Genomic DNA, 26262 nt, shown 5'->3' with positions numbered 1-26262 from the left:
ATGTTTTTCCTACCAGTCTAGCATAATTTCTCATTTTTTTGCAGGGGCCCTATGGCGATTTGTCTTTTTCTGCAGATTGGTATTGCTCCCCAGCACGCCAATAATAATACAAACCGCTCCGGCAAGATGATACCAGGCCAGGCTTTCGTTTAGAATCACCACTCCTGCAATCATCGTCACGATGGTAGACACATGATTAAAAGCGCTCATTTTAAACGCCTCAATCCGCGATAGCGTATAGTTGGACAAAAACGAAGTGACGAGTGAAGACAGCACGCCCAAATATACAATCGCGAGAACAAAATCGGGCTCCCGGAATGGCTGAACATAAGTGCCGACAGTTCCAGCCGCTCCGTGGCGCACAAGGGCGATGGCGTTGAAGGCGACAAAGCCGATCGCTGACATGATGTAGGTGAGCTCGGTCAGCTTGAACCGCTGCGTCATTTTTCTGGCAGCGGTATTGTACATCGCGGAGGACAAAGCGGACAGCAGGATCAGCAGAGATCCTTTTAAGCTGGCTGATTCCACGTCAACGCCTTTCATCACAAAAATAAACATGACGCCGGCAACGGATAAAACCGTAAAGCCCTTCTGCGTCCATGTCGAGCGTTCCTTTAACACATAGGCGGCAAGGATCATCGTGAAAATCGGAATCGCTGCCTGAATAATCCCCGCTTCAGAGGAGGAGGAGTACACAAGGCCGAATGCCTGAAAGCTGAAAAACAATGCCGGATACAGCAGGGCGAGCGGCAAAATGGCAATGACGTCCTTTACACGGATTGATAGCTTTACCCAGCCGAATAAGACCGGTACAGTGGCCGCGGCAAACGCAATGGTGAACCGGTGTGCCAGAATATCAAACGGTTCAGCTGTTTGCAGTGCGATTTTTACGAATAGAAAGGATAAACCGATAATGAACGAATATAAGATAGCCGCCATATAAGCGGAGGCTTGCTGATTTTTAACCATAATGGGAGGTGCTCCTTTATCTGAATTGCAGCGCCGGTCGCTTTATTTTATTGTATGGCTGTGACCAGAACGGTACAATGAGAAAAACAATGAACTGTACCGGTACAAAACAGGGGGAGAAGCATGGAGAAATATATGAGTCTTTTAACGAGGATAGAGGAGATGATGCAAAGCAGCGCCTATCAAGAAGGAGACAGGCTCCCGTCCATCCGTCAGCTGTCCGCCCGCTGCCAAGTCAGCAAAAGCACAGTGATCCGCGCGCTGCAGGAGCTGGAAAAGCGCCACCTCATCTACTCGGTTCCGAAAAGCGGCTATTATATTGTGAAAAAGACGGGAAAATCAAAAAGCGGGCAGCCGGGCCCCATCGACTTTGCCACATCTGCACCGGACCCCGAGGTGTTTCCATATCTTGATTTTCAGCACTGCATCAACAAAGCGATTGATACATACAAAAATGATTTGTTTATTTATGGAACGCCAAAGGGGCTTCCATCACTCATTCGCGTACTCCGAAAGCTGCTGGCCAATCAGCAGGTATTTGCGGATGAACGGCATATTTTCATCACATCAGGTGTTCAGCAGGCGTTGTCCCTGCTTTGTGCAATGCCGTTTCCAAATGGGAAAGAGAAGATCGCCATTGAACAGCCGGGCTATCATTTGATGATTGAACAGCTTGAGACGCTTGGGATTCCTGCTATCGGAGTGAGAAGAACAGAAGAGGGGCTAGATATAGCCGAGGTCGAGCGGCTGTTTCAGACAGAATCGATCAAATTTTTTTATACGATGCCGCGTTTCCATAACCCGCTTGGCTGCTCTTTGTCAGAGCGAGATAAACAAGAGCTTGTGAGACTGGCAGAAATGTATGATGTCTATCTCGTTGAGGATGATTATCTCGGTGATTTGGAGGAAAATAAAAAGGCAGATCCGCTGTACGCATATGATCTGTCCTCGCATGTCATTTATTTGAAAAGCTTCTCGAAAATGATGTTCCCCGGCCTTCGCGTGGGGGCCGCTGTGTTGCCGGATGCGCTGGCTGACACGTTTCACACGTACAAAAAGCTGAACGACATCGACTGCTCGATGATTTCTCAAGCAGCGTTGGAGATTTATCTGAAAAGCGGCATGTACGGCAGGCATAAGGAGAAGATCCGCGCTTCCTATAAGGAACGGTCACTGAGGCTTCATCAAGCCATCCAAACACATAGGCAGCTGGGAAGCGGCCGCTTTACGTTCTCCAGCGGACAGGCACCCTGCATGCACACCCATCTGGTGCTTCCTCGGGATCTGCCAGCCTCAAGGGTGATTCAAAGGCTGAAAAAACAAGGGGTTCTCCTTGAGGCGATAGACCGTCATTATTTATCAGATTATCCGAAAGAAAATCTATTAAAAATCAGTATTTCCAATGTGAAAACGGAAGATATTGAGCATGGCGTCAAGCTGCTGATGAGCCACTTATAAAAGCGCTTCGTACGAGACCATTGTGATATCCTCGGGGAAATCGTGGTGCGCGGCGCACACAGCCATTTTGTAGGCGGGATCCACCTCATAGGTTTTGATATAGCATGGTGTATGGCTGTCCGGAAGCTCAATGGATACTTGCCCGTCCTGGTGCAGGCGCACTGAAAAGGAATCAAGCGGAAGCGATAAGCCTTTGCCTTCCTGTTTGATAAAGCTTTCTTTCATTGACCATAGATGATAAAAATAGTCTGTCTGCTCGTCCTTATTTTTTGCCAAAAGGTCGCTGTACTCTGTTTTTGAAAAGAAACGTTTGGCGATCTCAAGGCTGATCGGTTTCATTTTTTCAATATCGATGCCAATCGGCTGTGAATCAAACGCACAAACGACCCAGCGGCCAGAGTGAGAAATGTTGAAATGGGCGTTAGGAAGATCAGGGATGCAGGGCTTCCCGTATTCCTGCGCGCTGAAGAGGATGTCGGCTTTGTCCAGCTGATACTGTCCGCTGATGACTGAGCGAACGAGCACATCTCCCAGCAGGGTGCGGTGAGCATCTTCTTTATGATAAAATCTCCGGCATTTCTCCCGTTTTTCAGGCGATATGAAAGACATTAACCGTTCAGTCTCTTCCTGTGAAAGCGGGCGGTCCATATACATTCCGTAAATCTTCATTCTAGATCCTCCGTCTGCAAAAGATTGTCAAAACCATCCTATCATACTTCAACAAGACTCATATAGAGGAGAAAATAAAAAAACAAAGCCGAGGCGGCTTTGTTTTAGTGTATAGGCGGAGATGCTTTCACAGCGGCTGTCCGCCTTGCCACAGCATAATTCAGCAGCTGGATTGACTGGGGCAATGAAAAGCGCAAAATGAGTCCGGTGAGGATGGCGGTCAAAATAGTGCCAAAACCGATCGGGCCGCCCATGCCCCATGCCGCAAATAAAATTGTTATTTCCATGCCGTTCCGCACCCATTGCACATTCCAGCCGGTTTTTTCTGTAATCAGCATCATCAGTGAATCACGCGGCCCCGCGCCAAGGCCTGCTGATACATAAACACCGACGCCGTAGCCGATCAGGAGCACACCGAGAGAGAAGACGATGACGGAGCCCGTGTAGGTCGAGGGGGCAGGCAGAATGAAATTGAAAAAATCTATAAATATACCAATGAGCACCATATTCAGGATCGCCCCAATTTTTGGCCAAGCCCTCGTAAACAATGACGTTAATCCGACGATGAGCGCTCCAATAATGATGGACCACTGGCCGACGGTAAGCCCGAAGTGCTGAAACAGGCTGTAATGAAATGCATCCCACGGGCTAATGCCGAGTGCTTTTCCTTCTATCGTCAGGGATACACCAAAAGCCAAAATGATCAAACCGGCAAAATAAAATGTCCAGCGCAGAACAAGTTCTTGCTTCACGTGAGGTCCCTTCTTTCGTAAAAATCAGTCGATTGTCATTGTAGCACATCTGACAGAAGGGCGGAATAGGCGAAAGGGGCTCAACAAAAAAAAGGGGCGCCTGTGGCAGCCCTGTTTTGGTTTAAATATTTATTGCCTTTTCTGCTACTTGAAATGAGTCTGACTCGTTAGCGTATGATCCTGCATTTAATAAACCAGCAAAAAGGAAACCAATCAAAGCGGTGCTGATAATAAGTTTTTTCATTATAGCGCCTCCGTAACTTTTAGTATTTGAGTTTGGGCATTTATAGTCCTCTTTAAGAAATTCCTTCCTTCGGTAAAATTTCCTGTTTCAAAATGAAAGTCACCTATCTTTTCTGTTAATTCTGCATATTCAGACCATAGACATTTCTTTTCCGAATATTTAAGGCTGCGCTCCACTTCTTTCTCATTATACTCTTCATAAATTGAATAAATGATTGTTAATTTTGCTTTATATTCTTCTTCATTAAAATGCAAGGCTAGTTTTAATGCTTTTTCATAAAATAAATGTGCTTCATCCAGTTTAGAAGATTGATAAATCACATTTGCCATCATATATAATGTCCTAATACTATTAGCTGTGTTCATGTGATCTTTCATTTCTAATGCTCTTCTGAAAAAATACTCAGCATCTGTAAGATTTCCACCTCTTGTTGATACCAGTCCTAAGTTATGGTGGATTACCCCGATAATCCTATTTGCTTGTTTTCCTTTCAAATGTTCAGCCTTGTGTAAAGCTTCTCGATAATAATGGATTGCCTCTACATAGTCTTTTTGATCAAATTCATACATTCCACGGAAAAATAATGAATAATATTTAAGAAGACCAGTAAGCCTTTTTTGGCGGTTTTCAATTTTCTCAAGCAGTTCTGAGATGCTTGGTCGCTTATATTTTTTCTCTGGCGGTTCTAAGGATCTAACATCAATTGGTGACGAAAACACATAAGAGAATAATAGAGGAGTAAATCTTGATCCTCTTCCATTGCCTTTATTTCTAGCTCAACCTCTGCCTTTAAAACTTCAGCATCAGGTACACTAAATTGACGAATCATCTTATACCATTCGTTAATTTTAACGCCTACGTGTGATGATGGTACTGCTGACCCCATATCATTTGCAATATGATGCTTGTCCGCAAAAAAACCGCAAACTTCTAGGAGTTATTACTAGATCTTATAAAAGAAAAAACCCAAAACGGCATTCGTTTTGGGTTTTTTTAAGATTTTACAGCGGGTTCAAAATCCGGTTCAAGAACCGCTGCGTCCGTTCTTCCTTTGGTGCGGAGAAAATTTGCTCCGGCGGTCCCTGTTCCACGATGACGCCACCGTCGATGAAGATGACTTCATCCGCCACATCCTGGGCGAATTTGATTTCGTGAGTTACGACGACCATTGTCCAGCCTTCGTTGGCCAAATCCTTGATAACCTTCAGCACCTCTCCGACAAGCTCGGGGTCAAGCGCTGAGGTCGGTTCGTCAAACAGCATGAGCTCAGGCTGAATCGCCAATGCACGGGCGATGCCGACGCGCTGCTGCTGGCCGCCGGAGAGCTGGAACGGATATAAATCCATTTTGTCCTTCAATCCGACTTTTTCAAGAAGCTGAATCGCTTCTTTTCTGACTTCCTCTTTGTTCCGTTTTTGCACCTGAACAGGGCCCTCCATCACGTTTTCAAGGGCTGTGCGGTGCGGGAACAGGTGATACGCCTGGAATACCATTCCGGATTTCCGGCGCAGCTTTAGGATATCTGCCTGTTTCACTTTTTTGGAGAAATCGATGGAGAAATCATCAAATGCAAGCTCCCCGCGATTCGGAATCTCCAGCGCGTTCAGGCAGCGGAGCAGCGTCGTTTTCCCTGAACCTGAAGGCCCAAGTATGGCGATGACTTTCCCTTTTTCAATCTTCATATCTATCTTTTTTAAAATTTCATTTTCACCGAATGATTTGTTTAATCCTTTAACGGTAAGCATACTCGGAACCTCCTTATTTGGCCACGTAGCGGTCAAGACGCCGTTCGATGACATGCTGGACGAGTGAAAGCAGGAAGCAGATAATCCAATAAATAAAGGCTGCTTCAATATAGATCACTAAAATCTGATCAAGATTCCGCGCGCCGATTTCCTGAGCTTTTCTGAATAGCTCAGCGACCAAAATCTGAGAGGCAAGGGATGTATCTTTGATCAGGCTGATAAAGGTATTGGATAATGGCGGGATCGACACACGAAACGCCTGCGGCAAAATGACGCGGAACAGCGTTTTCTGATGTGTCATGCCAATTGTGTAGCCGGCTTCCCATTGCCCTTTCGGCACGGATAAAATAGATGCCCGGATGATTTCAGATGCATAGGCGCCGACGTTTAATGAAAAGGCGATAACTGCGCTTGGAAATGGATCTAATGTGATGTTAAAGGCCGGGAACAGATAGAAAATGATGAACAATTGAACGAGAAGAGGAGTGCCCCGTATCGCGGATACGTATATGCTGAACACCCATCTCAAAGGTCTCACTTTCGACATTCTGGCAAGCGCCGTAATCAGCGCCAGTATCATTCCGAATATAAAGGAAAGAATGGTAAGGGGAATCGTATAGTAGATTCCCCCTGAAAGTATCGGCCAGAATGACTGCTGCACCAGATCCCACGGGATCGCCGTGCCAAGCGTCAATGCCGGCAGATTATTTAGAAACATCTTCGCCGAACCATTTTTTAGAAATTTTAGAAAGAGTCCCGTCCTCTTTCATTTCTTTTAAAGCTTTGTTGACTTGATCAACAACCTCGCCGCTTCCTTTGCGGAACGTGAAGTACGTTTCCTGAGGATCGCCTGTTTCAAACGCGATTTTCACGTTTTTGTTGCCTGATGTTTTTAAGTAGTTCAATACGGCAAGCTTATCGTTGTATGTCATATCGACGCGGCCTTGCTGGATCAATTGAAGGGATTGTGCCAAGCCTTCAACACCTTCTACTTTCGCGCCGGCATCTGTAGCTAATTTGTTGTAGTTGCTTGTCAGTGATTGAGCTGATGTTTTTCCTTTTACATCTGCTTCTGACTTAATATCGTTGTTGTCTTTTTTCGTCACGACAACGGCTCTTGATGTTGTGTATTTATCTGAGAAATCATATTTGTCTTCACGATCTGTTTTTCCGACTTGGTTGGCAATGACGTCAAACCGTTTGGAATTCAGGCCGGCAAACATGCTGTCCCATTGCGTTTCCTTAAAGTCGACTTTCAGTCCCAGGCGTTTTGCGACTTCTGTGATGACTTCCACATCATAGCCAGTCAGCTTGTCAGTGTCTTTGTCGTGGTAAGTGAACGGTTCATATGTTCCTTCCGTACCGACTGTCAGCACACCTTTTTTCTTAATAGAAGCCCAAAGATCGCCATCTTTGGCGTTATCTTTTGACTGATTGTCATTTCCTGCTCCGCAAGCTGCGAGAACGGCAATGCTTACGACCATGAATAAAGCCAATAATGCTTTTTTCATCTTATTCCCCACTTTTCTGGTTGATTTTATTGAAATAAAAAATTAGCTTACAAATCTAAAGGATAACTTTTTTTTAGTATGAGTCAAGTATTTGGTTTTCATAAGGCAAAATCTTTTAAAACAAATCCAAAAATTGCTGTACCGGTTTTGGCAAATAACTGTCTGTTCTCCACATGACTGCCGGTGTCATAATGAAGGGATTGTTTTCGATATGGACGGTGTGAACGTGGTTTCTCATATGGACGGGAATCATCGTGACGGGCAGAATGGACGCGCCGAATCCGGATGAGACGAGACTGAGCAAAGTTGCGGAATCGTGGCATTCGCAAACAATGCGCGGCTCCAGATTCAAACGATGAAATTCATTCATGACCTGATTATAGACGCCTTTTCCGTTGACAGGCCGCAGCAGAATCAGCGGAAAGGAAGGAATGTCCTCCATTTTAATGGTGTCACCGCACGGATACCCGGCTTCTTCTGAAAGCACGAGCACACATGGAATGTCATCAAGCTGTTTGAATTGAACTGTATCGCTTTTGATCAGTGTCGTCGTGACCGCAGCATCGATTTGACGGCTTTCCAGCAGCTCTAACAGTGTCGCAGGCTCATTCTCCCAAATATTAAAGGTGAGGTGCGGGTATCTCTCTTTGATCTGTGTTACTTTTTCAAGCATCAGAGCCGCGCAATAAATCGTTGAACCCACTGCCAGCGTGCCGGCTACCTCCTCCTTCAGCTCTTGTACCTCGATGACGGCATCCTCAAACCTATGCAGAATCTCCTTGGCTCTTTTCAGAAAAACAGTTCCTTCATATGTAAGCGTCATTTGTTTTTTCTTATTCCGGTCAAACAGAACAACACCTAGCTCATCCTCCAGCTGTTTCAGCTGCCTGCTTAAAGGCGGCTGCGCCATGTGGAGTTTTTTGGCGGCGGACGTGATTTTCTGTTCTTGGGCAATGGTAATGAAATATCGAAGCTGGCGAATGTCCAAAAGAAAGTGCCTCCTAACTATACCTTTTAGGTATTAAATATAGATTTAACAGATATTTTTCATATGGATATATCAGGAGTATGATGGAAATGAAAGCAGAATTCAAGCGTAAAGGAGGGGGCAAAGTGAAACTCGTTGTCGGAATGACAGGGGCAACAGGGGCTATTTTCGGGGTCAGGCTGCTGGAGTGGCTGAAGGCGGCCGAAGTAGAAACCCATCTCGTCGTGTCTCCTTGGGCTAACGTCACGATCAAACATGAAACAGGCTATACCTTAAAAGAAGTAGAACAACTGGCCACATACACGTATTCGCATAAGGACCAGGCGGCAGCCATTTCAAGCGGGTCGTTTGATACCGATGGAATGATTGTTGCGCCATGCAGCATGAAATCTCTCGCAAGCATTCGCACCGGGATGGCGGATAATCTGCTGACGCGTGCGGCGGATGTCATGCTCAAGGAAAGAAAAAAACTCGTCCTCTTAACGAGAGAGACGCCTTTGAACCAGATTCATCTCGAAAATATGCTAGCGCTTACGAAAATGGGTACCATCATTCTTCCTCCGATGCCGGCATTTTATAATCAGCCGAGCAGCTTAGAGGAAATGGTTGACCATATTGTATTCAGAACGTTGGACCAATTCGGCATTCGCCTTCCTGAAGCGAAACGCTGGAATGGGATTGAAAAACAAAAAGGAGGAGCTTGATCATGGCTTATCAAGATTTCAGAGAATTTCTCGCTGCCCTTGAAAAAGAAGGACAGCTGCTAACAGTGAATGAAGAGGTAAAGCCGGAGCCGGATATAGGGGCTGCAGCACGCGCAGCCAGCAATCTTGGCGATAAAAGCCCCGCGCTCTTATTTAATAACATTTATGGCTATCACAACGCGCAAATTGCGATGAATGTGATCGGCTCCTGGCCGAACCATGCAATGATGCTGGGCATGCCGAAAGACACGCCGGTGAAAGAACAGTTTTTTGAATTTGCGAAACGTTATGACCAATTTCCGATGCCGGTCAAACGTGAGGAATCAGCGCCTTTTCATGAAAATGAAATCACAGAAGATATCAATTTGTTCGATATACTGCCTCTTTTCAGAATTAACCAAGGAGACGGCGGTTACTATCTAGACAAAGCATGTGTCATTTCCCGCGATCTTGAAGATCCTGAGAATTTCGGCAAACAAAACGTCGGAATTTATAGAATGCAGGTCAAAGGAAAAGACCGCCTTGGCATTCAGCCTGTGCCGCAGCACGATATTGCGATCCATCTGCGTCAAGCTGAAGAACGCGGCATCAATCTTCCGGTCACCATTGCGCTTGGCTGTGAGCCGGTCATAACAACGGCGGCATCGACTCCGCTTCTTTATGATCAATCAGAATACGAAATGGCAGGCGCAATTCAAGGTGAACCATATCGCATCGTGAAATCTAAGCTGTCTGATCTTGATGTTCCATGGGGCGCTGAAGTAGTGCTTGAAGGTGAAATCATTGCCGGAGAGCGTGAATATGAAGGCCCGTTCGGTGAGTTCACAGGCCATTATTCCGGTGGACGCAGCATGCCGATTATTAAAATTAAACGAGTGTATCATAGAAACAATCCGATTTTTGAACATTTATACTTAGGCATGCCTTGGACAGAATGCGATTACATGATTGGCATTAACACTTGTGTGCCGCTTTATCAGCAGTTAAAAGAAGCGTATCCGAATGAAATTGTGGCTGTGAACGCCATGTACACACACGGTTTGATCGCGATTGTTTCCACAAAAACACGCTATGGCGGATTTGCGAAAGCAGTCGGCATGCGCGCGCTCACAACACCGCACGGACTCGGCTACTGCAAAATGGTCATTGTCGTTGACGAGGATGTCGATCCATTCAACCTGCCGCAGGTCATGTGGGCGCTTTCGACCAAAATGCATCCGAAGCACGATGCGGTCATCATTCCAGACTTATCTGTCCTGCCGCTTGACCCGGGATCTAATCCATCAGGAATCACTCACAAAATGATTCTTGACGCCACTACACCGGTTGCGCCGGAAACAAGAGGCCATTATTCACAGCCGCTTGATTCACCATTAACAACGAAAGAATGGGAACAAAAATTAATGGACTTAATGAATAAATAAGGAAAGGATGATCGAAATGCATACATGTCCTCGTTGCGATTCGAAAAAGGGAGAAGTCATGAGCAAATCGCCTGTAGAAGGCGCATGGGAAGTTTATCAGTGTCAAACATGTTTTTTCACATGGAGATCCTGTGAGCCGGAAAGTATTACAAATCCGGCGAAATACAATCCAGCGTTTAAAATTGATCCGAAGGAAACAGAAACAGCAATTGAAGTTCCGGCTGTGCCGGAACGAAAGGCTTGATCAGCGTGAACTGTATGTCAGATCGCCTCTTTGAGCTGCTTGACGGGAATCGCTTGAATGAGAAGCAGCATGAGGCTTTCGTTCTGCAAACTGTATCGGAGGGCGGCTGGCCGCACGCCGCTATGATCAGCGCGGGAGAAATCATCGCTCTGAGCCGAACAGATATCCGAATCGCTCTGTGGAAAAACACAGCGACTGCAGCCAACATCCTTCGCACAGGAAAAGCGCAGTTCACGGCATGGTGGAAGGGAGCCGCTCATTATGTGAAGCTGCAATGCGAGCCTTTGCCGCCTCTGAAAGAAGCCGAATATGACAGAGACCGTTTTGCCTGCCGCATCGTTTCAATGAAGGAGGATGTGGCGAAATATGCTGGTTTGACTTCTGGTGTCCGTATCCAGCTTCACAGCCCTGAAGAGGTGCTGAACAGATGGGAAAAGACGCTTGAGGAATTAAAACGGTAATATCGAAAGCCTGACGCCATGCGTCAGGCTTTTATTTTATATAATGAAAACAAAGGGGGCGTGAGAAATGGAACGTACGGGAATCTGTCACTCAGACGGTTTTGATTTATCTTATCGAATCGAGGGAGAGGGCGCACCCATCCTTGTGATCGGAAGTGCGGTTTACTACCCGCGTCTTTTTTCCTCAGATATCAAACAGAAATATCAATGGATATTTGCTGATCACAGAGGATTTGCCAAGCCAAAGCGGGAATTGCGGACAGAAGATCTGAGGCTTGAAGCCGTTTTGGCCGATATTGAAAGGCTGAGAACGTCTCTTCAGCTTGAGGATGTGGTCATCTTGGGTCATTCTGGACACGCATTTATGGCTTTAGAATATGCCAGGACATATCCTGAACATGTCCGGAAGGTTGCGCTTTTCAACACTGCACCTGATAACAGTGAAGCAAGACAGCGAAAAAGTGAATCGTTTTTCATGGAGACAGCCAGTCTTGAGAGAAAAAAACGCTTTGAAAAAGATATCGTGAATTTGCCGCTGGACATCAAAAAAGATCCCGAGAGACGCTTTGTGCACATGTGTATTCGCGCTGAAGCGAAAAGCTTTTATCAAGAGCGGCCGCATGCTGCTGCTTTATGGGACGGTGTTTTCACGAATATGCCGATTATTGATGAATTATGGGGGCATACATTTGCCCAGCTTGATCTTATTCAGAGGTTAGCTGATGTTCAAGTGCCGGTTTACATCGGCTTAGGAAGATATGATTATCTAGTTGCGCCTGTTACACTCTGGGATGCTGTTGCCGGTTTATATCCCCATGTGGAGAAGGTTATTTTTGAGAAGAGCGGCCATCAGCCGATGCTGGAAGAACCGCAAGCCTTTGATCAAAGCTTCAGCAAATGGATGGACAAATAAAAAACAGCCCGCAGATCAAAATCCGCGGGCTGTTTCTTATTATAAGACCCCTTTCATCGCGCGTTTGATAATCGGCGAAAGCAGCAGGAGAATGCCGCCAAGTACGATAGATATCAAACCGATGGTACCGAAGTAGGTTGTTTCAGGAATTTTATCAAATAATCCGGCTACTTGGGCATTGATCGCTTGGGCTGCTGCGTTAGTCAGAAACCACATACTCATTGTCTGTGCAGAGAATGCAGCTGGCGCCAGTTTCGTTGTTACGGATAAACCGACTGGAGACAGACACAGCTCTCCAAGCACGACAAGCAGGAAGCTGAGAACGAGCCAAAGCGGGCTTACGAGTGCTTCTTTTCCTTGCATTGCAGGGAAAACCATAATGATAAATGACAAGCCAGCTAGAATAATTCCGATTGAGAATTTCACTGGCGTGGACGGCTGGCGTTTGCCAAGCTTCATCCATAGCCACGCAAAAATTGGCGCAAAAATGACAACAAACAATGGATTTAATGATTGGAACCAAGATGACTGAAGTTCTAATCCACCCAATGAAAGCCTTATGCGTTCATCAGCGTAAACCGCAAGAATGGTCGCTCCCTGTTCCTGAATGGCCCAGAACATGACAGCACCGATAAACAAAGGGATGTAAGCGGCAAGACGAGATTTTTCTGTTTTGTCCGCTTTTTTGCTTGTAAACATGATGATGAAATAAACAATAGGAATCAAAATACCGAGAATACTTACAAGGTTGATGAAACCATTGATCGTCAGCATGCCTGTTTGTACAGAGATAATCACTGCGATTGTCACAATGATAACACCGATTCCAGTACCAATCGCAGATTTTTTAGACAGCGGATTCGGCACATTTGAGCCTGCAAGCCCGAGGTTATTCTTTCTTGTCAGAGCAAATACGATAAGTCCGAGAAGCATTCCAACAGCGGCAGCTCCGAAGCCGAGATGATAGTTGTACTTCTGTCCGAGTGTTCCGACAATTAACGGCGCGAGTAAACCGCCAAGGTTAATCCCCATGTAGAAAATACTAAAACCTGAGTCGCGGCGCGGGTCTTCTTTCGTGTAAAGATCTCCAACCACGCTTGAAACGTTTGGTTTTAATAAGCCTGTTCCGATAATGATAAGCACCATGCTGATATAGAATGCTGTCGCGCTGCCCGGATAGGCGAGTGCAATGTGGCCGAACATAATGAATATGCCGCCGTAAAACACGGTGTTTGCGGTTCCGAATACCCGGTCAGCAAGCCATCCGCCAATAATAGTGGACATGTATACGAGAGAACCGTAAATCGACATAATGGCAACTGCTGTGCCTTTGTCAAAGCCAAGCCCTCCGTTTACCGTCTCTGTATACAGATAGTAAAGCAAGATTGCTCTCATACCATAGTAAGAGAAACGCTCCCAAAATTCGGTGAAAAATAGTGTAAATAGTCCTCGCGGGTGACCAAAGAACCCTTTTTGCGGGACGCTTTTAATGATACTTTCGTTATCAATCGAAGCCATGTCAGCCAAACCCTTTCTTAAAAAAGTGTATTATAAAAATCATATTCTTATATAATACTTGTGTCAATATAATTTATACTCATTTCAAACAGTTCCATAATGGAAAAATTATAAATGTATAAAAATAGTGATTTCATCCTAATTATTAAGTCCTTTTTTGTAAGGTTTGCTTACAAAACTATTCCTTTATATTTTTTTAATAAAATTTTAGAGAAATGTACAAGCGGATCGGGCCTTTGTGAGTATCATGATAGTAATCATAGAGAAGGAGGCTCGCAATTGGCTGAATTCATATTAAATGCGGCGGATTTCGGTATCTCAGGAGATGGTAAAACGGATTCAACAGAACTGATTAATCAATGCCTCAGTACGGCTGTTTCGAAAGGATATCATACTGTCTGGTTTCCAAAGGGAACATATTTAATAGACGGAACGCTTGGAGGAGATCCCAATCAGAAGTTTCGAAACGCTGGGATCATTGTTCCCGGCAACCTTGAGATTGTGATGGACCCCGAGTGTATCATCAAAGTGATCCCGAACAGTTCGTGGGGTTATTCCGCATTTTATGTAGGCAAGCAAGAGAATATAACCATTTCCGGGGGACAACTTATCGGTGAACGCGATGAGCATACGTATGCGTCCGCAGGAATAAGATCAACCCATGAATGGGGCTTTGGCATTTGCATTGAAGGATGCTCGAATGTTGTCATTGATGATGTCAAAATTTCTGATTTTACCGGGGACGGGATCATTGTCAGTCCGAGGGGATTAAAGACAAATCATGATTATCGAACGTCAGAGCAAATTATCATCCGCCGCTGTGAGGTTCGGCGGTCGAGAAGAAATAATATTTCCATTACCGGATGTGATATGGTCACGGTGGAGGACTGCGTGATTGCAGATGCCGGAACGGGGAATGGAACAGCACCGAGATTCGGAATAGACATAGAAGGATATGGAGAAGGTGATATTGATTATGAAGAACCGATCAATGTATCCATTCGCAATAACCATTTTATCGGAAACGTTTCAAGTTCTGTGACCAATTTTAACGGGTACGGCATTTCAATAGAAGGAAACCACTCAGACAATACGATCAGTTATGGGTATGGAACGCAAACGGTAATTAAAGGAAATATTCTCAGACGGGCGGAAGGCGCGGCTGCTGCGCCTAGAGTTGGGATTACCGGACTCGGTGTGTCACAAGGAAAAGAGAGCAGTGATGCGGTCATCGCAGGCAATCTCATTACCGGGTTTTCCACCGGGATTGATGTCAGGGGAAAGAGTGTTCTTGTCACGAACAATAAAATCAGCAACTTTGAAAACACAGGGATATTGGTTTATCAGTCTTCTGACGTAAAGGTAGATGGCAACCAGATTCAAAACGGCCTGTCTGAAACAAGGCGCAGTACCGGCCTTCGCGCAGTGCTGTCAGATGATAGCGCATTTCTGAATAACTGCCTCATTCAAGTCATTGACGGCGTGAACATTTCCGGAGGCGATATGATCATTAAAGATAATGTGCTGAGAAAATTCAGCCGGGGGATCTGGATCGCTCAAGGAAACGCGGTGATTGAAGGAAATACACTGAATCCAGACGCGTTTGAAGCAGCCCCAGAATCATATGCTGTTTCTGTTACAAACAATGCCAGCGCTATCATCAAAAACAACACATGTAAAGAGTTTAAAAATTACCCGATTTACTGTTCCACAAGTGCGAAAACCTCAATTATCGGCAACCATTTCGAGAGATCTCCGCTTTTGGTTACCATCTATATTAACGCCGGTGTGCATGAAATTTTTGATAACACCATTTCTGTCAACAGAACAGCCGGAAATCCGATTGTCATTTATATCAACGGTTCTGCAGGCTCTATCATCTCTGGAAACACCATCAATAACCTCTCCGCAGGCACGGCGACAGCTATTCAAACAAACACCTCAACCAATTCCAAAATCATCGGCAATCGAATCTTCAAAGGAACCATCAACAGACATAGCAGCGATACAGCAGACGGCAATATTATCGCTTGAAAAAAAGCGCCCCGCTTTAGGGGTTCTTTTTTTTCGATTTATAGATCACGTACATTTCTCTCACTAATATGAAAACAAAAAATAAAAGCACGACCCATTCTGCAAACGTCGTCATCTTAAAGCTGGACACATTGTTATAAATGGCTTTTGTCAAACTGAAACCTTGAAGCATGTCCATAAAAACAGAAATGGTTAATAAACAAATCAGTATGACCCCTGTCACGCCTAATATCTTCATGCTTCATCACCCTCCACTTTTAGTGTCTATCTTTATCGGAGAAGTTATACCGCAGCATGCATAATCTGAACTCCAAAAGGAAGAATATGAGAAAATAACTAGGAAAGGTATTTTGTGTATGCCTTTATTTTCTAAGCAAAAGGAAAAGACCGATTCGAAAGATAAACAGAAAACAGAAGAAAAGAATCAGGATCAGCAGCAAGAAAATGAAAGGCCGGTTCTCGTTTCCGCAAGTTTGGCAAAAAATATAGCGGAAACGAAGAAAGAGGTCGGAAGCAGCTCGGACGTCATCATTCGCGAGATTAAAATCGGGGAGCAGGATCGTGTCCATCTGGCTGTTATTTATATTGCAGGACTGGTCGATAATAACACGATCCATGAATCGTTAATCGAACCTTTGGTACAGGATGAGTCTATCCAAAATCCTCATGCGATCCAGCAGATTCTTGAAAAAACGCTCCCGTTAGGCGGAGTGAAAGCGGAAAAGAGCTGGGACAAGCTTTTTTCTGAATTAATGCTCGGCAATGCGCTCGTTTTTGCTGATGGCTATGATGAAGCGCTTATCTGCAGCACTCAAGGGGGAGAGCAGCGTTCTATTCAAGAGCCGAGCACCCAGGTGTCTTTCCGCGGCCCGCGCCAAGGATTTACAGAGTCTCTTCAAACCAATATTTCCATGATCCGCCGATACATCAAAAATCCGAATGTATGGGTAGAGAAAATGAAAATCGGGTCTGTAACCCACACGGATGTCGCGCTCATGTACATTCATGGCATTTGTGATGAAAAGGTGCTGAAGGAAGTGAAGCAGCGCCTGAAAAAAATAGACATAGACAGTATTTTAGAATCCGGATATATCGAGCAGCTGATTGAAGATGAAACCTTTACGACGTTTCCGACCATGTATCATACAGAACGCCCTGATGTTGTAGCGGGAAATCTGTTAGAAGGAAGATTTGCGATCGTTGTGGACGGAACACCGTTTGTGCTTATTGCCCCGGCCTTATTTGTTCAATTCTTTCAGTCTGTTGAAGATTACTATTCGCGTTTTGACATTGCGACAAGCATACGGGTTCTGCGGGTTTTAGTCTTTTTTATTTCACTCGTGGCTCCGGCTGTTTACGTGGCAGCCACGACGTTTCACCAGGAAATGATCCCGACGCAGCTGTTAGTCGTCATTGCAGCCCAGCGGGAAATTGTCCCGTTTCCAGCTGTCGTCGAAGCACTTACGATGGAGGTTGCTTTTGAGATTCTCAGAGAAGCCGGTGTCAGGCTGCCGCGTGTTGTCGGCTCGGCGGTATCGATCGTAGGTGCGCTTGTTATCGGACAGGCTGCTGTACAGGCTGGTATCGTCTCTCCGGCCATGGTCATTATCGTTGCGATCACCGCGATTGCCAGCTTCGCGACACCGGCTTTCGCCATGGCGATTTCAGCCCGTCTCATTCGATTTATCTTTATTATTGCGTCCTCTATTATGGGGTTTTACGGGCTGATTTTAGGCATTATTATGATGTTTGTCCATTTATGCAGCCTGCGCTCATTCGGTGTTCCTTATATGTCGCCGCTCGCTCCTTTTTCATCTCAAGGGGTAAAGGACACATTGTTCAGGGTGCCATGGTGGGCTGATGAAAAAAGGCCGGAATCAATCAGCAAGCAAGATAAGGTGCGGCAGGGGGATGATCAACGCCCAGAGCCTGACGGTTCACGCGGAATGGTGAACAAAGATTTGGAAGAAGGGGATCAGAATGGTACGTAAACGTGTATTAACCGTCCTCATGCTTTTGAGCGTGATTGTGCTGCCCGGCTGCTGGGATAAGCGGGAACTGACGGACCTTGCGATTATCTCGGCGATTGGCATCGATCGGACGAACGAAGGCAACTACGTGCTGCATCTTCAAATTATCAATCCCGGAAATGTTGCCGGCGGGCTTCAGGGAGGCGGTGCTGGAGACAGGCCGCCTGTATCCGTTTATTCAATTGTAGGCGACAACATGACGGAAGCGCTCAGAAAAGCCTCCATGAAAGTATCCCGGCGGCTTTACTTTGCCCATACCAATCTCGTTGCGATCAGTGAAAAGCTGGCGAGAGAGGAAGGCTTGGATTTTGTGTTAGATAATCTTGATCGCGACACAGAATTCAGGACAACGGCCACAGTTGTCATCGCTCATAAAACGAAAGCGGAAAACATCGTGAAAATCCTGACGCCGATTGATAAAATCCCGTCAAATAAAGTCAATAAAACACTCGACTTCACGGAGGCGCAATACGGACGGGTGGTCAAAACCAATATTCAGGACGTCCTGAAACAACTTGCCACCAACACAAGAGCACCGATTATCCCGGGATATATGATGATTGGCGACGAAAAAAAAGGAATCAGCATGGAAAACACGCAGGCGACAGATCCGAAAGCCATTCTTCAGGCAGACGGTTTGGCGGTTTTTAATAAGTCAGGCCATTTAAAGTATTGGATCGAGGATAAAGAAAGCGTTGGAGCTGTCTGGCTTATGAACAAGGTTCAGCATACGTTTATTAATGCTGATTGGGACAAGACAAAGGACGCGGTCAGCTTACAGGTTACTCATCAAACCACAAAGCTCGTACCTGAGATGCGGAACGGACGTCCGCACATCCACGTGCGTGTGGCGGTTGAAGGAATTATAGATGCTGTCAAATACCCTTTCCAATTGTCTGATCCAAAGGTGCTGTCTGCCATTGAAAAAGCTCTCAACAAAGAGTTGGAAAAGGAAATCACCAACACTGTGAAAATGGTCAAGAAGAATAAAATTGACTTTATCGGATTTGGTGACACGATATACAGAAAGTATCCGAAGCAGTGGGAAAAAATGAAAGACACTTGGGATAAAGAGTATTTGCCCGAACTGCCAGTCGATGTGAAGGCAGAGACGTATATCAGAAGAACGGGATTGCGCAACAATCCAATCCAACACCAGCTTGAAGATGAATAGGTCTGGAGAAAGGGGACATGCCAGGTGGAAAAAGCCAAAATCAGCATAAGACAGCTGTTTGTCATGGTTATTATTTTTGAGCTGGGCAGCTCCTTATTGATTACACCAGGTTCAATGGCGGGCAGGGATGCTTGGATAGCGGTTCTATTCGGCTGTGCGGCCGGTTTGTTTCTTTACTATTTGTATCAAGGCATTTATCAATGTTACCCCGAATCTTCACCGAAAGAATATATGGATGATATGCTCGGAACCAAGCTGAGCTGGCTGTTTTCATTTCTGTATATCCTGTACTTTGCCTATATTGCAGCACGGGTGCTGCGGGATTTTGGGGAAATGCTGTTGACGTTTGCTTATCATGATACACCGATTCTGATTGTGAACGCTTTATTAATGATTGTTAGCATATATGCCGTCAGAAAAGGAATTGAAGTGCTCGCACGTGCGGCTGAGCTTCTTTTCGGAGCCATGTATATACTGGGCGCTCTCGGCCTTGTGCTGATTATTGTCTCGGGTTCCATAGATACGCAGAATTTAAAACCGGTTTTAGAAGACGGCATTGTTCCTGTCATTCACTCTGTTTTCACACAGACCATGTACGTTCCGTTTGGTGAAGTTGTTTTATTTGTGATGATATTCCCTAATCTTAATGACCGAAAAGATGTAAAGAAAGTGGGAATGGCTGCCATAGCCATCAGCGGATTGGTTGTGGCGCTTACCGTGGCGATTAATATTAGCGTGCTTGATGTTGATCTTACACTCAGATCCCAGTTTCCGCTTTTAAGTACGATTCAGACGATTAAGGTTGAAGAATTTCTAGACCGTCTCGATGTCTTTTTTATGCTGGCGCTGATCATCGGCGGTTTCTTCAAGGTCAGCCTCTACTTATACGCAGTGGTGGTGGGCGCGTCCACGCTCTTTAAGGAAAAGAACCCTTCTCAATTGGCATATCCGATGGGACTGGGTATCTTAATCCTTTCCATTACCATCGCGACTAATTTTTCGGAGCATCTGAACGAAGGCCTGAAGGTGGTGCCGCTGTATATTCATTTGCCCTTTCAGCTTTTATTTCCGCTTTTCTTGTTTATAATAGCCGTTTGGAAAAAGAAGCGAAGAGAGAAATCAAAGGGATCAGAAAAAAAGAAACAATAAAAAGAGCGGGGGGATGCAGCCACCGCTCTTTTTATGTTCACTTCTATATAAAAGGGGGATATAGGTTGCGCCCCTGTCTGCACTGGCAGAGGCGCGCTTTTGTTATACGACTGCGACGTTTTCCTTCACAGTAAAGCTTCCTCTTGAAAGCCTAATGTTGATGTCTGATACTTTTGCAATTTGCTCATCGTGCGTTACCATGATGACGCATTTATTTCCCTTGTGCGCCAGATCTTGAAAGAGCCGCACGATTTCTTTTGATGTATCCTCGTCAAGGTTTCCGGTTGGTTCATCAGCTACGATGAGATCCGTATCACAGCAGAAAGCTCTTGTAATCGATACCCGCTGCTGCTGTCCGCCGCTTAATGTCAGCACTTTTTGACGGGCTTGTTTTTCACTGATGCCAACCTTCTGCAGCATTTCCAGCGCATACGCTTCTTTGTTCTTTTCTTTAGAACCTGTGATTTCCATGGCGGTTGTGACGTTCTGCAGAGCCGTCATATATGGAAGCAGGTTGTACGCCTGAAAGATAATTGATACATATTGATTTCTGAAATTTGTTAAGCCGATTTTGGAAACCGCTTTTCCATCGTAAAGGATCGTTCCTTCTTTTGGTGCGTCAAGTCCGCCTGCCAGAGACAGGAAAGTGGTTTTCCCTGTCCCTGATGTGCCGACGATTGTATAGAATTTTCCTTTTTGAAAGCTGATGTTGATATCCTGAAACAATGGCTGGCTTTTGTCTTTATACCAGTAGCCGACTTGTTGAAATTCTAATAAGCTCATAGGTTTCGCCTCTTTCTATTCTTGTTTTGTCAATATCGTTTTCGGATGGAGCCGCAGTACTGAAATAGACGGCAGCAATGTTGCAATGATGGCGATTAAGATGCCGATTCCGCCAAGAACAAGCATGTCGTTCATAGAAACCGCGACGTTCAGTGAATCGATAACGTTCACGTTTGCTGAGCTGTGGCCGAACATTCCGCCGCCCATGCCGCCACCGCCGCTAGGCATATGTCCGTTTGCGGTTTGCGTTGAATCAGTTGATGAACTGATCTGCTGGGATAAAAGCTGATTGCCGAGCTGGTTCGCGACTAGATTTCCCGTTACCGATGCAAGGCCGATTGCGATAACGGCCACGATCAGAATCTCAGTTAAGAACTGTCCGATCAATTTCCAGCGTTTTTCACCGATGGCCATTAACACGCCCATCTCATATTTGCGCTCTCTGATTGACATCATGACAATCAGGCCGAGAATGACAGCGCCTGCCACTGATACAAGATACACGACGTTTTTAGAGAAAGAAGCTACATTTTCAATCGGGCCGACCATTTGCTGGTAAAGCTGATCGTTTGTATTCAGTGTGTACGTATCGAAGTCAATTGATGTTTTCTTCGCTGCTTTTACGAAACTGTCCATATTTTTCGCATCGTCCATATAGTAAACAGCTGAGTCAATCGTATTTTTATAGTCGTCACCTTTCAGCGCTGCTGTTGCTGTGTAAGGCGTGTAAAGCTTGTTGTAAGGATTTAAGAAAGAGAAATTTTGGGCTTGGTCGTCGCCTGAAGACGTTGTTTTATAGATACCGACAATCTTCAGCTTCACTGTTGTATCTTCGTCTGTTGCTGATTCAATTGTGATCGAATCTCCAATGCTTACATCATTTTCTTCCGCTAATGTTTCGTTAATCACTGTTACCTTTTTGCCGACATCAGATTTTGTAATTGCGCGTCCGTCAGTGATTTTTGAATCTCCGTCAGAGAAATCATCGACTAACGCTGTGCTGATGACACCTTCAATCGAAAGATCGGCTTGAACCATTTGCAGTCCGCCTTGGCTGTTTTTAGCATTTGAGCTTGAACTGCTTGAGCTGGAATCACTTGAACTAGAGCTTGAGCTTTCAATCGCATCAAAGTTTCCCGCGTTGGCTGAAGCTGATGTGATGTAGTTGTAGCTCTTCACATGATCAAGTGCAGCAAGCTTGTTTGCATCAGACACTGTGATCGGTGTTGATTCGAAGCTGCGTTTTTCTCCGCTGTCCTGCTGTTTTTCCATTTGCTTTTGGCGGTCAACTTGAAGCGTTACGCTTCCGCCGAGCTCCTGTCTGGCCAGTTCACTTGATTTTTGTGCTGCGGACTGGATGGTGAGGCCTGACAGAACAAAGACACAGATGACTGTAAACACAAATAATTGCAATAACGTTTTTCCCTTTTTAGCCTTCATATTCCAAAAGGCCCGTTTGATAAAGTTCATTTATGTTCCTCCGTATAGGTATTTTTATTGATAAGACCGCCTGTGGGGCGGACCCGCTTGTTGATAAATTAATAGTAGTCCAAAGGTATGAAAAAACTATGAACAATCTATTTCTGGTTGATGAAATAAAAACTAACAATTGTGAAACACAAAACCTTCTGTATAAAATGGTGCTAATATATAAAAAAGCGTCAAAACAACCGGAGGATATAATGAAAATATTAATGATAGAAGATAATGTTAGTGTATGTACGATGACGGAGATGTTCTTTTTTAAGGAAGGTTTTGAAGCGGAATTCGTTCATGACGGATTAGAGGGATACCAGCGTTTTACGGAGGAAAGTTGGGATCTGATCATTTTGGATATCATGCTTCCATCCATGGACGGCGTGACCATCTGCAGAAAAATAAGAGAGACAAGCACGGTGCCGATTATCATGCTGACTGCCAAAGACACTGAATCAGATCAGGTCATCGGTTTTGAGATGGGAGCGGACGATTATGTCACAAAGCCGTTCAGCCCGCTGACATTGGTTGCCCGCATCAAAGCCGTCATCAGAAGATACCAGGCGACAGGCAAGGCGGTCATTGATGAAGATATGATCGAATCGGAATGCTTTACAATTAATAAGAAGACGAGAGAAGTATTTTTAAACGGAGAGCCTGTAGAAAACCTCACGCCGAAGGAATTCGATCTGCTTTATTACCTTGTCCAAAACCCGCGGCAGGTGTTCTCCAGAGAACAGCTGCTTGAGCAGGTATGGGGCTATCAGTTCTACGGAGATGAACGAACGGTTGACGTTCATATTAAACGGCTGCGGAAAAAGCTTGCCAGCGAAGACAAGCCTTTCCTATACACTGTGTGGGGAGTAGGGTATAAATTTGATGAAGATTAAATATTTATATCAGCTGCTGCTGAGCCATATCAGCATTTTGATTTTAGCGTTTGTCATTATCATTTCTCTGTTTTCCCACTTTGTAAAAGAGTTTGCCTATCAAAACAAAGTAGAGGAATTAACGTCATATGCGGTGCAGATCGCAAACGAATTCCAAGCCGGCCAGGTTGACATGCGCAGACTGTATCCATATCAGGATATTTTAAGCACAAGAAAGACACAGTTTATCATCTTTAATGAAGAGCAGCAGCCTTATTTTCTTCCTGAAGGCTTTCACCATCAACCAAGGGAAAAGCTGAAGAAATCAGAATGGAATAAGCTGAAAAAAGGGCAGACTGTCATGATCAGGGCAGATGGCCGTTTTGATGATGAAGTGTCCCTTGTGGCGCAGCCTATATTTGTTCAGAACGAATTTAAAGGCGCCGTTCTGCTGATTTCTCCGATCAGCGGCGTTGAACAGATGGTCAATCAAGTCAACCTCTATATGTTTTACGCTGTGATCAGCACGCTCGTCATTACCATTCTCGTCAGCTGGCTTCTGTCAAAATTCCATGTCAAACGGATCCAAAAGCTGAGAGAAGCGACGGATAAAGTGGCTTCCGGCGATTATGACATCCACTTGGAAAACAGCTACGGGGACGAAATTGGCGTGCTGGCGTCTGACTTTAATATCATGGCGAAAAAATTAAAGCAATCAAGGGATGAAATCGATCGCCTTGAGAAGCGGAGAAGGCAGTTTATCGCAGACGTATCACATGAATTAAAAACACCGCTGACGACGATCAACGGTTTGGTTGAAGGGCTGAACAGCCATACGATTCCTGAGGATAAGAAGGATAAATGCTTCTCGCTTATCAGTGAGGAAACGAAGCGCATGCTGCGGCTCGTAAAAGAAAATCTGGATTATGAAAAAATCAGATCCCAGCAAATTACCTTGAACAAGCTTGATGTTCCGCTGATCGAGGTGTTTGAAATCGTGAAAGAGCACTTGGAGCAGCAGGCGGAAGAAAAACAAAACAAGCTGATGATCCAGGTAGAGGATCACGTCATCGTTCATGCCGATTACGACCGATTCATTCAAATTCTCGTCAACATTACGAAAAACAGCATCCAATTTACGCAAAACGGTGACATTTGGCTGCGCGGAATAGAAGGATATAAAGAGACGATTATCGAAATCGAAGATACGGGAATCGGCATTTCAAAAGAGGATATTGAGCATATTTGGGAGCGGTTCTACAAAGCTGATATTTCAAGAACGAACACGGCATACGGGGAATACGGACTCGGTCTCTCCATCGTTAAGCAGCTCGTTGAAATGCATCAGGGCACAGTAGAAATCAAGAGTGAAAAAGGAAAAGGCACAAAATTCATCATCCGCCTTCCTTTAACGGCAAAACAGAAATAATATACAGGGCGGCGGCATCTCAAATGCAGCCGCCTTTTTTGCATACCGCTTCGGTTTATTGCGTGCTCCCGAAACAAAGATTGCGTGTTTTTCGGGTTGGGACGGCCTGTAAACATGATAAAATATGACATAAACAGTTTTTGATGGGAGAGGGTGAAGGAATGAAGAGCGGGGTAATTCCTTCTTCAGCGGTCGGTCAAAAAATTAACGAGTGGTACAAATATATCCGCACATTCAGCGTACCGGATGCCGAAGTGTTAAAAGCTGAAATCCAGCAGGAACTGAAACACATGCAGCACGATTCCAACTTGCTGCTTTATTATTCACTAATGGAATTCCGCCACCAGCTTATGCTTGATTATCTAGAGCCGTTAGAGAAATTAAATATCGAAGACCAGCCCAGCCTGTCTGAATTATCAAGAAACATTGACAGCAACCAGGCAGATCTCAAAGGGCTGCTTGACTATTATGTGAATTTTTTCCGCGGAATGTATGAGTTTGATAAGCGGGAATTTATTTCTGCCATTACATATTATAAACAGGCGGAGAAAAAGCTTTCCTTTGTCGCAGACCATATTGAACGGGCTGAATTCTATTTTAAAATCGCGGAAGCCTATTATTATATGAAGCAAACGTACTTTTCACTGATCAATATAAAAAACGCCTATGAAATTTACGTGGAGCAGGAAACCTATAATGTGAGAATCATTCAGTGCCATTTCGTGTTCGGGGTCAACCTGATGGATGAAAGGAATTTCGAACAAGCCGCACGCCATTTCAAATTGGCGCTCGATATGGCCGAAGCAGAACAAAAAGCCCAGCTTGTCGGAAGAGCATATTACAATCTTGGATTATGCTATTACAATCAAGACCTTCTTGACCCTGCTATTGACTACTTTGAAAAAGCGGTCTCCACGTTTGAAAGCAGCAGGATCATCAATTCGCTGCCGCAAGCATATTTTTTAATCACCCTGATTTATTATAAGCGGGGAAAACATGATAAAGCTTCGGCATATCACAAGCGGGGCTATGAATATGCTAAAGAAACAGACGATGCAGACTACGCGATAAAATTCGAGTTTTTACAATCCCTATATCAGGATCAGCCCAATGAAGAAGGAATCGAACGATGTTTCCAATACTTAAAAAATAAAAATATGTACGCTGATATAGAGGATTTAGCCCTAGAAGTAGCAAAATATTACTATGAACAGAAATGGTTTAAACTGTCTGCTTCCTACTTTCTACAAGTTGAAGAGGCAAGAAAACAAATACAAAGGAGTGAAGGTTTGTATGAAATTGAAATCTAAGTTGTTTGTTATTTGTTTGGCCGCAGCCGCGATTTTTACAGCGGCTGGCGTTTCTGCTAATGCGGAAGCACTCGACTTTCATGTGACGGAAAGAGGAATGACGTAAGAAACAACACCCCTTCTCATCGTGAGAAGGGGTGTTTCTTTTTTAAAACAGCGCCGCAAGATGTAGACCTTACGGCGCTCGCAGAGACGGTCAGCAGCTTAGAAGCCGCCAAAAAACGCAGTCCCTACGATAATTAAAAGAATAAACAATACAACGATCAAAGCGAAAGAATTGCCGTAACCGCCGCAGTTAGAATATCCTGACATAAGGCTTCACCTCCCTATGAAGGATACTATAAGGTATGCAGAAACGATCAGCTTGGCAGGGATAAGAGTGGACAAGAGAAAAAATGAACAATTCGG

The 26262-nt window shown here is 44.9% G+C and carries 27 protein-coding genes and 1 pseudogene; 14 read left to right on the top strand and 14 right to left on the bottom strand.

Annotation, left to right across the window (positions count from 1 at the left end; all coding sequences use genetic code 11):
* Positions 1–30: 30 nt before the first annotated feature.
* Complete coding sequence (locus AC0C66_RS16560; RefSeq protein ID WP_072183604.1) at positions 31–969, bottom strand: DMT family transporter; 939 nt, start codon at positions 967–969, stop codon at positions 31–33.
* A gap of 123 nt (positions 970–1092) precedes the next feature.
* Here AC0C66_RS16560 and AC0C66_RS16555 point away from each other — a divergent pair, with 123 nt between their 5' ends.
* The gene (locus AC0C66_RS16555) at positions 1093–2427 is read left to right on the top strand and encodes an aminotransferase-like domain-containing protein (protein ID WP_014112625.1); all 1335 of its coding nucleotides are present in this window, start codon (positions 1093–1095) and stop codon (positions 2425–2427) included.
* Here the strand turns inward: AC0C66_RS16555 and AC0C66_RS16550 are convergent.
* From AC0C66_RS16550 to bsdA, 8 genes and pseudogenes are all read right to left on the bottom strand, one after another.
* Positions 2422–3096 (bottom strand): 4'-phosphopantetheinyl transferase family protein, encoded by a 675-nt coding sequence (locus AC0C66_RS16550; RefSeq protein ID WP_409509429.1) that lies wholly within the window; start codon positions 3094–3096, stop codon positions 2422–2424. The genes AC0C66_RS16555 and AC0C66_RS16550 overlap by 6 nt on opposite strands.
* A gap of 104 nt (positions 3097–3200) precedes the next feature.
* Positions 3201–3848, bottom strand: a complete 648-nt coding sequence (locus AC0C66_RS16545) for a YczE/YyaS/YitT family protein (protein ID WP_014112627.1) — start codon at positions 3846–3848, stop codon at positions 3201–3203.
* A gap of 121 nt (positions 3849–3969) precedes the next feature.
* Entirely contained in the window at positions 3970–4092 is a 123-nt protein-coding gene (locus AC0C66_RS16540) for a hypothetical protein (protein ID WP_276206281.1), read from the bottom strand.
* Positions 4092–4978 (bottom strand): annotated as a pseudogene (locus AC0C66_RS16535) (response regulator aspartate phosphatase). Before AC0C66_RS16535 ends, AC0C66_RS16540 begins: the two are co-directional and overlap by 1 nt.
* A 115-nt stretch (positions 4979–5093) precedes the next feature.
* Positions 5094–5837: a cystine ABC transporter ATP-binding protein TcyC gene (gene tcyC / locus AC0C66_RS16530; protein WP_014112630.1), complete on the bottom strand. Its 744-nt coding sequence runs from the start codon at positions 5835–5837 to the stop codon at positions 5094–5096.
* A 13-nt stretch (positions 5838–5850) separates the two neighbouring features.
* Positions 5851–6555 carry a cystine ABC transporter permease TcyB gene (gene tcyB / locus AC0C66_RS16525; protein ID WP_014112631.1) on the bottom strand — a complete coding sequence of 235 codons (705 nt, stop codon included), beginning with the start codon at positions 6553–6555 and terminating at the stop codon, positions 5851–5853.
* Positions 6542–7348 (bottom strand): cystine ABC transporter substrate-binding lipoprotein TcyA, encoded by an 807-nt coding sequence (gene tcyA / locus AC0C66_RS16520; protein WP_061186179.1) that lies wholly within the window; start codon positions 7346–7348, stop codon positions 6542–6544. The genes tcyB and tcyA overlap by 14 nt, the downstream gene beginning before the upstream one ends.
* Positions 7349–7463: 115 nt before the next feature.
* Entirely contained in the window at positions 7464–8336 is an 873-nt protein-coding gene (gene bsdA, locus AC0C66_RS16515; protein WP_014112633.1) for a transcriptional regulator BsdA, read from the bottom strand.
* A gap of 89 nt (positions 8337–8425) precedes the next feature.
* Between bsdA and AC0C66_RS16510 the strand changes: the two genes are divergently transcribed.
* The 5 genes from AC0C66_RS16510 to AC0C66_RS16490 all read left to right on the top strand — a co-directional run bounded on the left by AC0C66_RS16510 (position 8426) and on the right by AC0C66_RS16490 (position 12082).
* Entirely contained in the window at positions 8426–9040 is a 615-nt protein-coding gene (locus AC0C66_RS16510) for a non-oxidative hydroxyarylic acid decarboxylases subunit B (RefSeq protein ID WP_029316764.1), read from the top strand.
* A 2-nt stretch (positions 9041–9042) separates the two neighbouring features.
* Positions 9043–10464, top strand: a complete 1422-nt coding sequence (bsdC, locus tag AC0C66_RS16505) for a phenolic acid decarboxylase BsdC (protein WP_014112635.1) — start codon at positions 9043–9045, stop codon at positions 10462–10464.
* 16 nt (positions 10465–10480) lie between these two features.
* Entirely contained in the window at positions 10481–10708 is a 228-nt protein-coding gene (gene bsdD, locus AC0C66_RS16500) for a phenolic acid decarboxylase subunit BsdD (RefSeq protein WP_019257455.1), read from the top strand.
* On the top strand, positions 10705–11169 hold the full coding sequence (locus tag AC0C66_RS16495; RefSeq protein WP_072183608.1) for a pyridoxamine 5'-phosphate oxidase family protein: 465 nt from the start codon (positions 10705–10707) through the stop codon (positions 11167–11169). Before bsdD ends, AC0C66_RS16495 begins: the two co-directional genes overlap by 4 nt.
* A gap of 67 nt (positions 11170–11236) precedes the next feature.
* Positions 11237–12082 carry an alpha/beta fold hydrolase gene (locus AC0C66_RS16490; protein WP_014112638.1) on the top strand — a complete coding sequence of 282 codons (846 nt, stop codon included), beginning with the start codon at positions 11237–11239 and terminating at the stop codon, positions 12080–12082.
* Between the two features lie 39 nt (positions 12083–12121).
* Here the strand turns inward: AC0C66_RS16490 and AC0C66_RS16485 are convergent, their stop codons facing one another.
* Positions 12122–13600: a peptide MFS transporter gene (locus AC0C66_RS16485; RefSeq protein ID WP_472973632.1), complete on the bottom strand. Its 1479-nt coding sequence runs from the start codon at positions 13598–13600 to the stop codon at positions 12122–12124.
* A 279-nt stretch (positions 13601–13879) separates the two neighbouring features.
* On the opposite strand from AC0C66_RS16485, the gene AC0C66_RS16480 reads away from it, so the two are divergent.
* Positions 13880–15634: a right-handed parallel beta-helix repeat-containing protein gene (locus tag AC0C66_RS16480; RefSeq protein WP_061186182.1), complete on the top strand. Its 1755-nt coding sequence runs from the start codon at positions 13880–13882 to the stop codon at positions 15632–15634.
* Positions 15635–15650: 16 nt separating this feature from the next.
* On the opposite strand, the gene AC0C66_RS16475 is transcribed toward AC0C66_RS16480, so the two are convergent.
* Positions 15651–15872 (bottom strand): YczF family membrane protein, encoded by a 222-nt coding sequence (locus tag AC0C66_RS16475; protein ID WP_014112641.1) that lies wholly within the window; start codon positions 15870–15872, stop codon positions 15651–15653.
* A gap of 118 nt (positions 15873–15990) precedes the next feature.
* Here AC0C66_RS16475 and gerKA point away from each other — a divergent pair, with 118 nt between their 5' ends.
* The 3 genes from gerKA to AC0C66_RS16460 are packed head-to-tail and all read left to right on the top strand — an operon-like array spanning position 15991 to position 19987.
* Positions 15991–17625: a spore germination protein GerKA gene (gerKA, locus tag AC0C66_RS16470; protein WP_472973631.1), complete on the top strand. Its 1635-nt coding sequence runs from the start codon at positions 15991–15993 to the stop codon at positions 17623–17625.
* Complete coding sequence (locus AC0C66_RS16465; protein ID WP_072181735.1) at positions 17615–18838, top strand: Ger(x)C family spore germination protein; 1224 nt, start codon at positions 17615–17617, stop codon at positions 18836–18838. Before gerKA ends, AC0C66_RS16465 begins: the two co-directional genes overlap by 11 nt.
* Before the next feature lie 24 nt (positions 18839–18862).
* A complete protein-coding gene (locus AC0C66_RS16460; RefSeq protein ID WP_072181734.1) occupies positions 18863–19987 on the top strand; it encodes a spore germination protein in 1125 nt (374 codons plus the stop codon).
* Between the two features lie 102 nt (positions 19988–20089).
* Here the strand turns inward: AC0C66_RS16460 and AC0C66_RS16455 are convergent, their stop codons facing one another.
* Positions 20090–20770: an ABC transporter ATP-binding protein gene (locus AC0C66_RS16455; protein ID WP_088680296.1), complete on the bottom strand. Its 681-nt coding sequence runs from the start codon at positions 20768–20770 to the stop codon at positions 20090–20092.
* 15 nt (positions 20771–20785) lie between these two features.
* Positions 20786–22240 carry an ABC transporter permease gene (locus tag AC0C66_RS16450; protein ID WP_461845819.1) on the bottom strand — a complete coding sequence of 485 codons (1455 nt, stop codon included), beginning with the start codon at positions 22238–22240 and terminating at the stop codon, positions 20786–20788.
* 212 nt (positions 22241–22452) lie between these two features.
* Here AC0C66_RS16450 and yclJ point away from each other — a divergent pair, with 212 nt between their 5' ends.
* The 4 genes from yclJ (at position 22453) to phrC (ending at position 25960) form a co-directional block, all read left to right on the top strand.
* Complete coding sequence (yclJ, locus tag AC0C66_RS16445) at positions 22453–23136, top strand: two-component system response regulator YclJ (RefSeq protein ID WP_079288493.1); 684 nt, start codon at positions 22453–22455, stop codon at positions 23134–23136.
* Positions 23123–24544, top strand: a complete 1422-nt coding sequence (gene yclK, locus AC0C66_RS16440) for a two-component system sensor histidine kinase YclK (protein WP_072565741.1) — start codon at positions 23123–23125, stop codon at positions 24542–24544. The genes yclJ and yclK overlap by 14 nt, the downstream gene beginning before the upstream one ends.
* Positions 24545–24705: 161 nt before the next feature.
* Complete coding sequence (gene rapC / locus AC0C66_RS16435; RefSeq protein WP_014112649.1) at positions 24706–25854, top strand: response regulator aspartate phosphatase RapC; 1149 nt, start codon at positions 24706–24708, stop codon at positions 25852–25854.
* Positions 25838–25960, top strand: a complete 123-nt coding sequence (phrC, locus tag AC0C66_RS16430) for a phosphatase RapC inhibitor PhrC (RefSeq protein ID WP_003224994.1) — start codon at positions 25838–25840, stop codon at positions 25958–25960. Before rapC ends, phrC begins: the two co-directional genes overlap by 17 nt.
* A gap of 98 nt (positions 25961–26058) precedes the next feature.
* Here the strand turns inward: phrC and AC0C66_RS16425 are convergent, their stop codons facing one another.
* Entirely contained in the window at positions 26059–26166 is a 108-nt protein-coding gene (locus AC0C66_RS16425; protein ID WP_041520857.1) for a YjcZ family sporulation protein, read from the bottom strand.
* Positions 26167–26262: the final 96 nt, after the last annotated feature.

Source organism: Bacillus sp. VA13, assembly GCF_055710085.1.
Note: the sequence above shows the minus strand (reverse complement) of the source record. Positions and strands in the feature narration are given on the sequence as shown.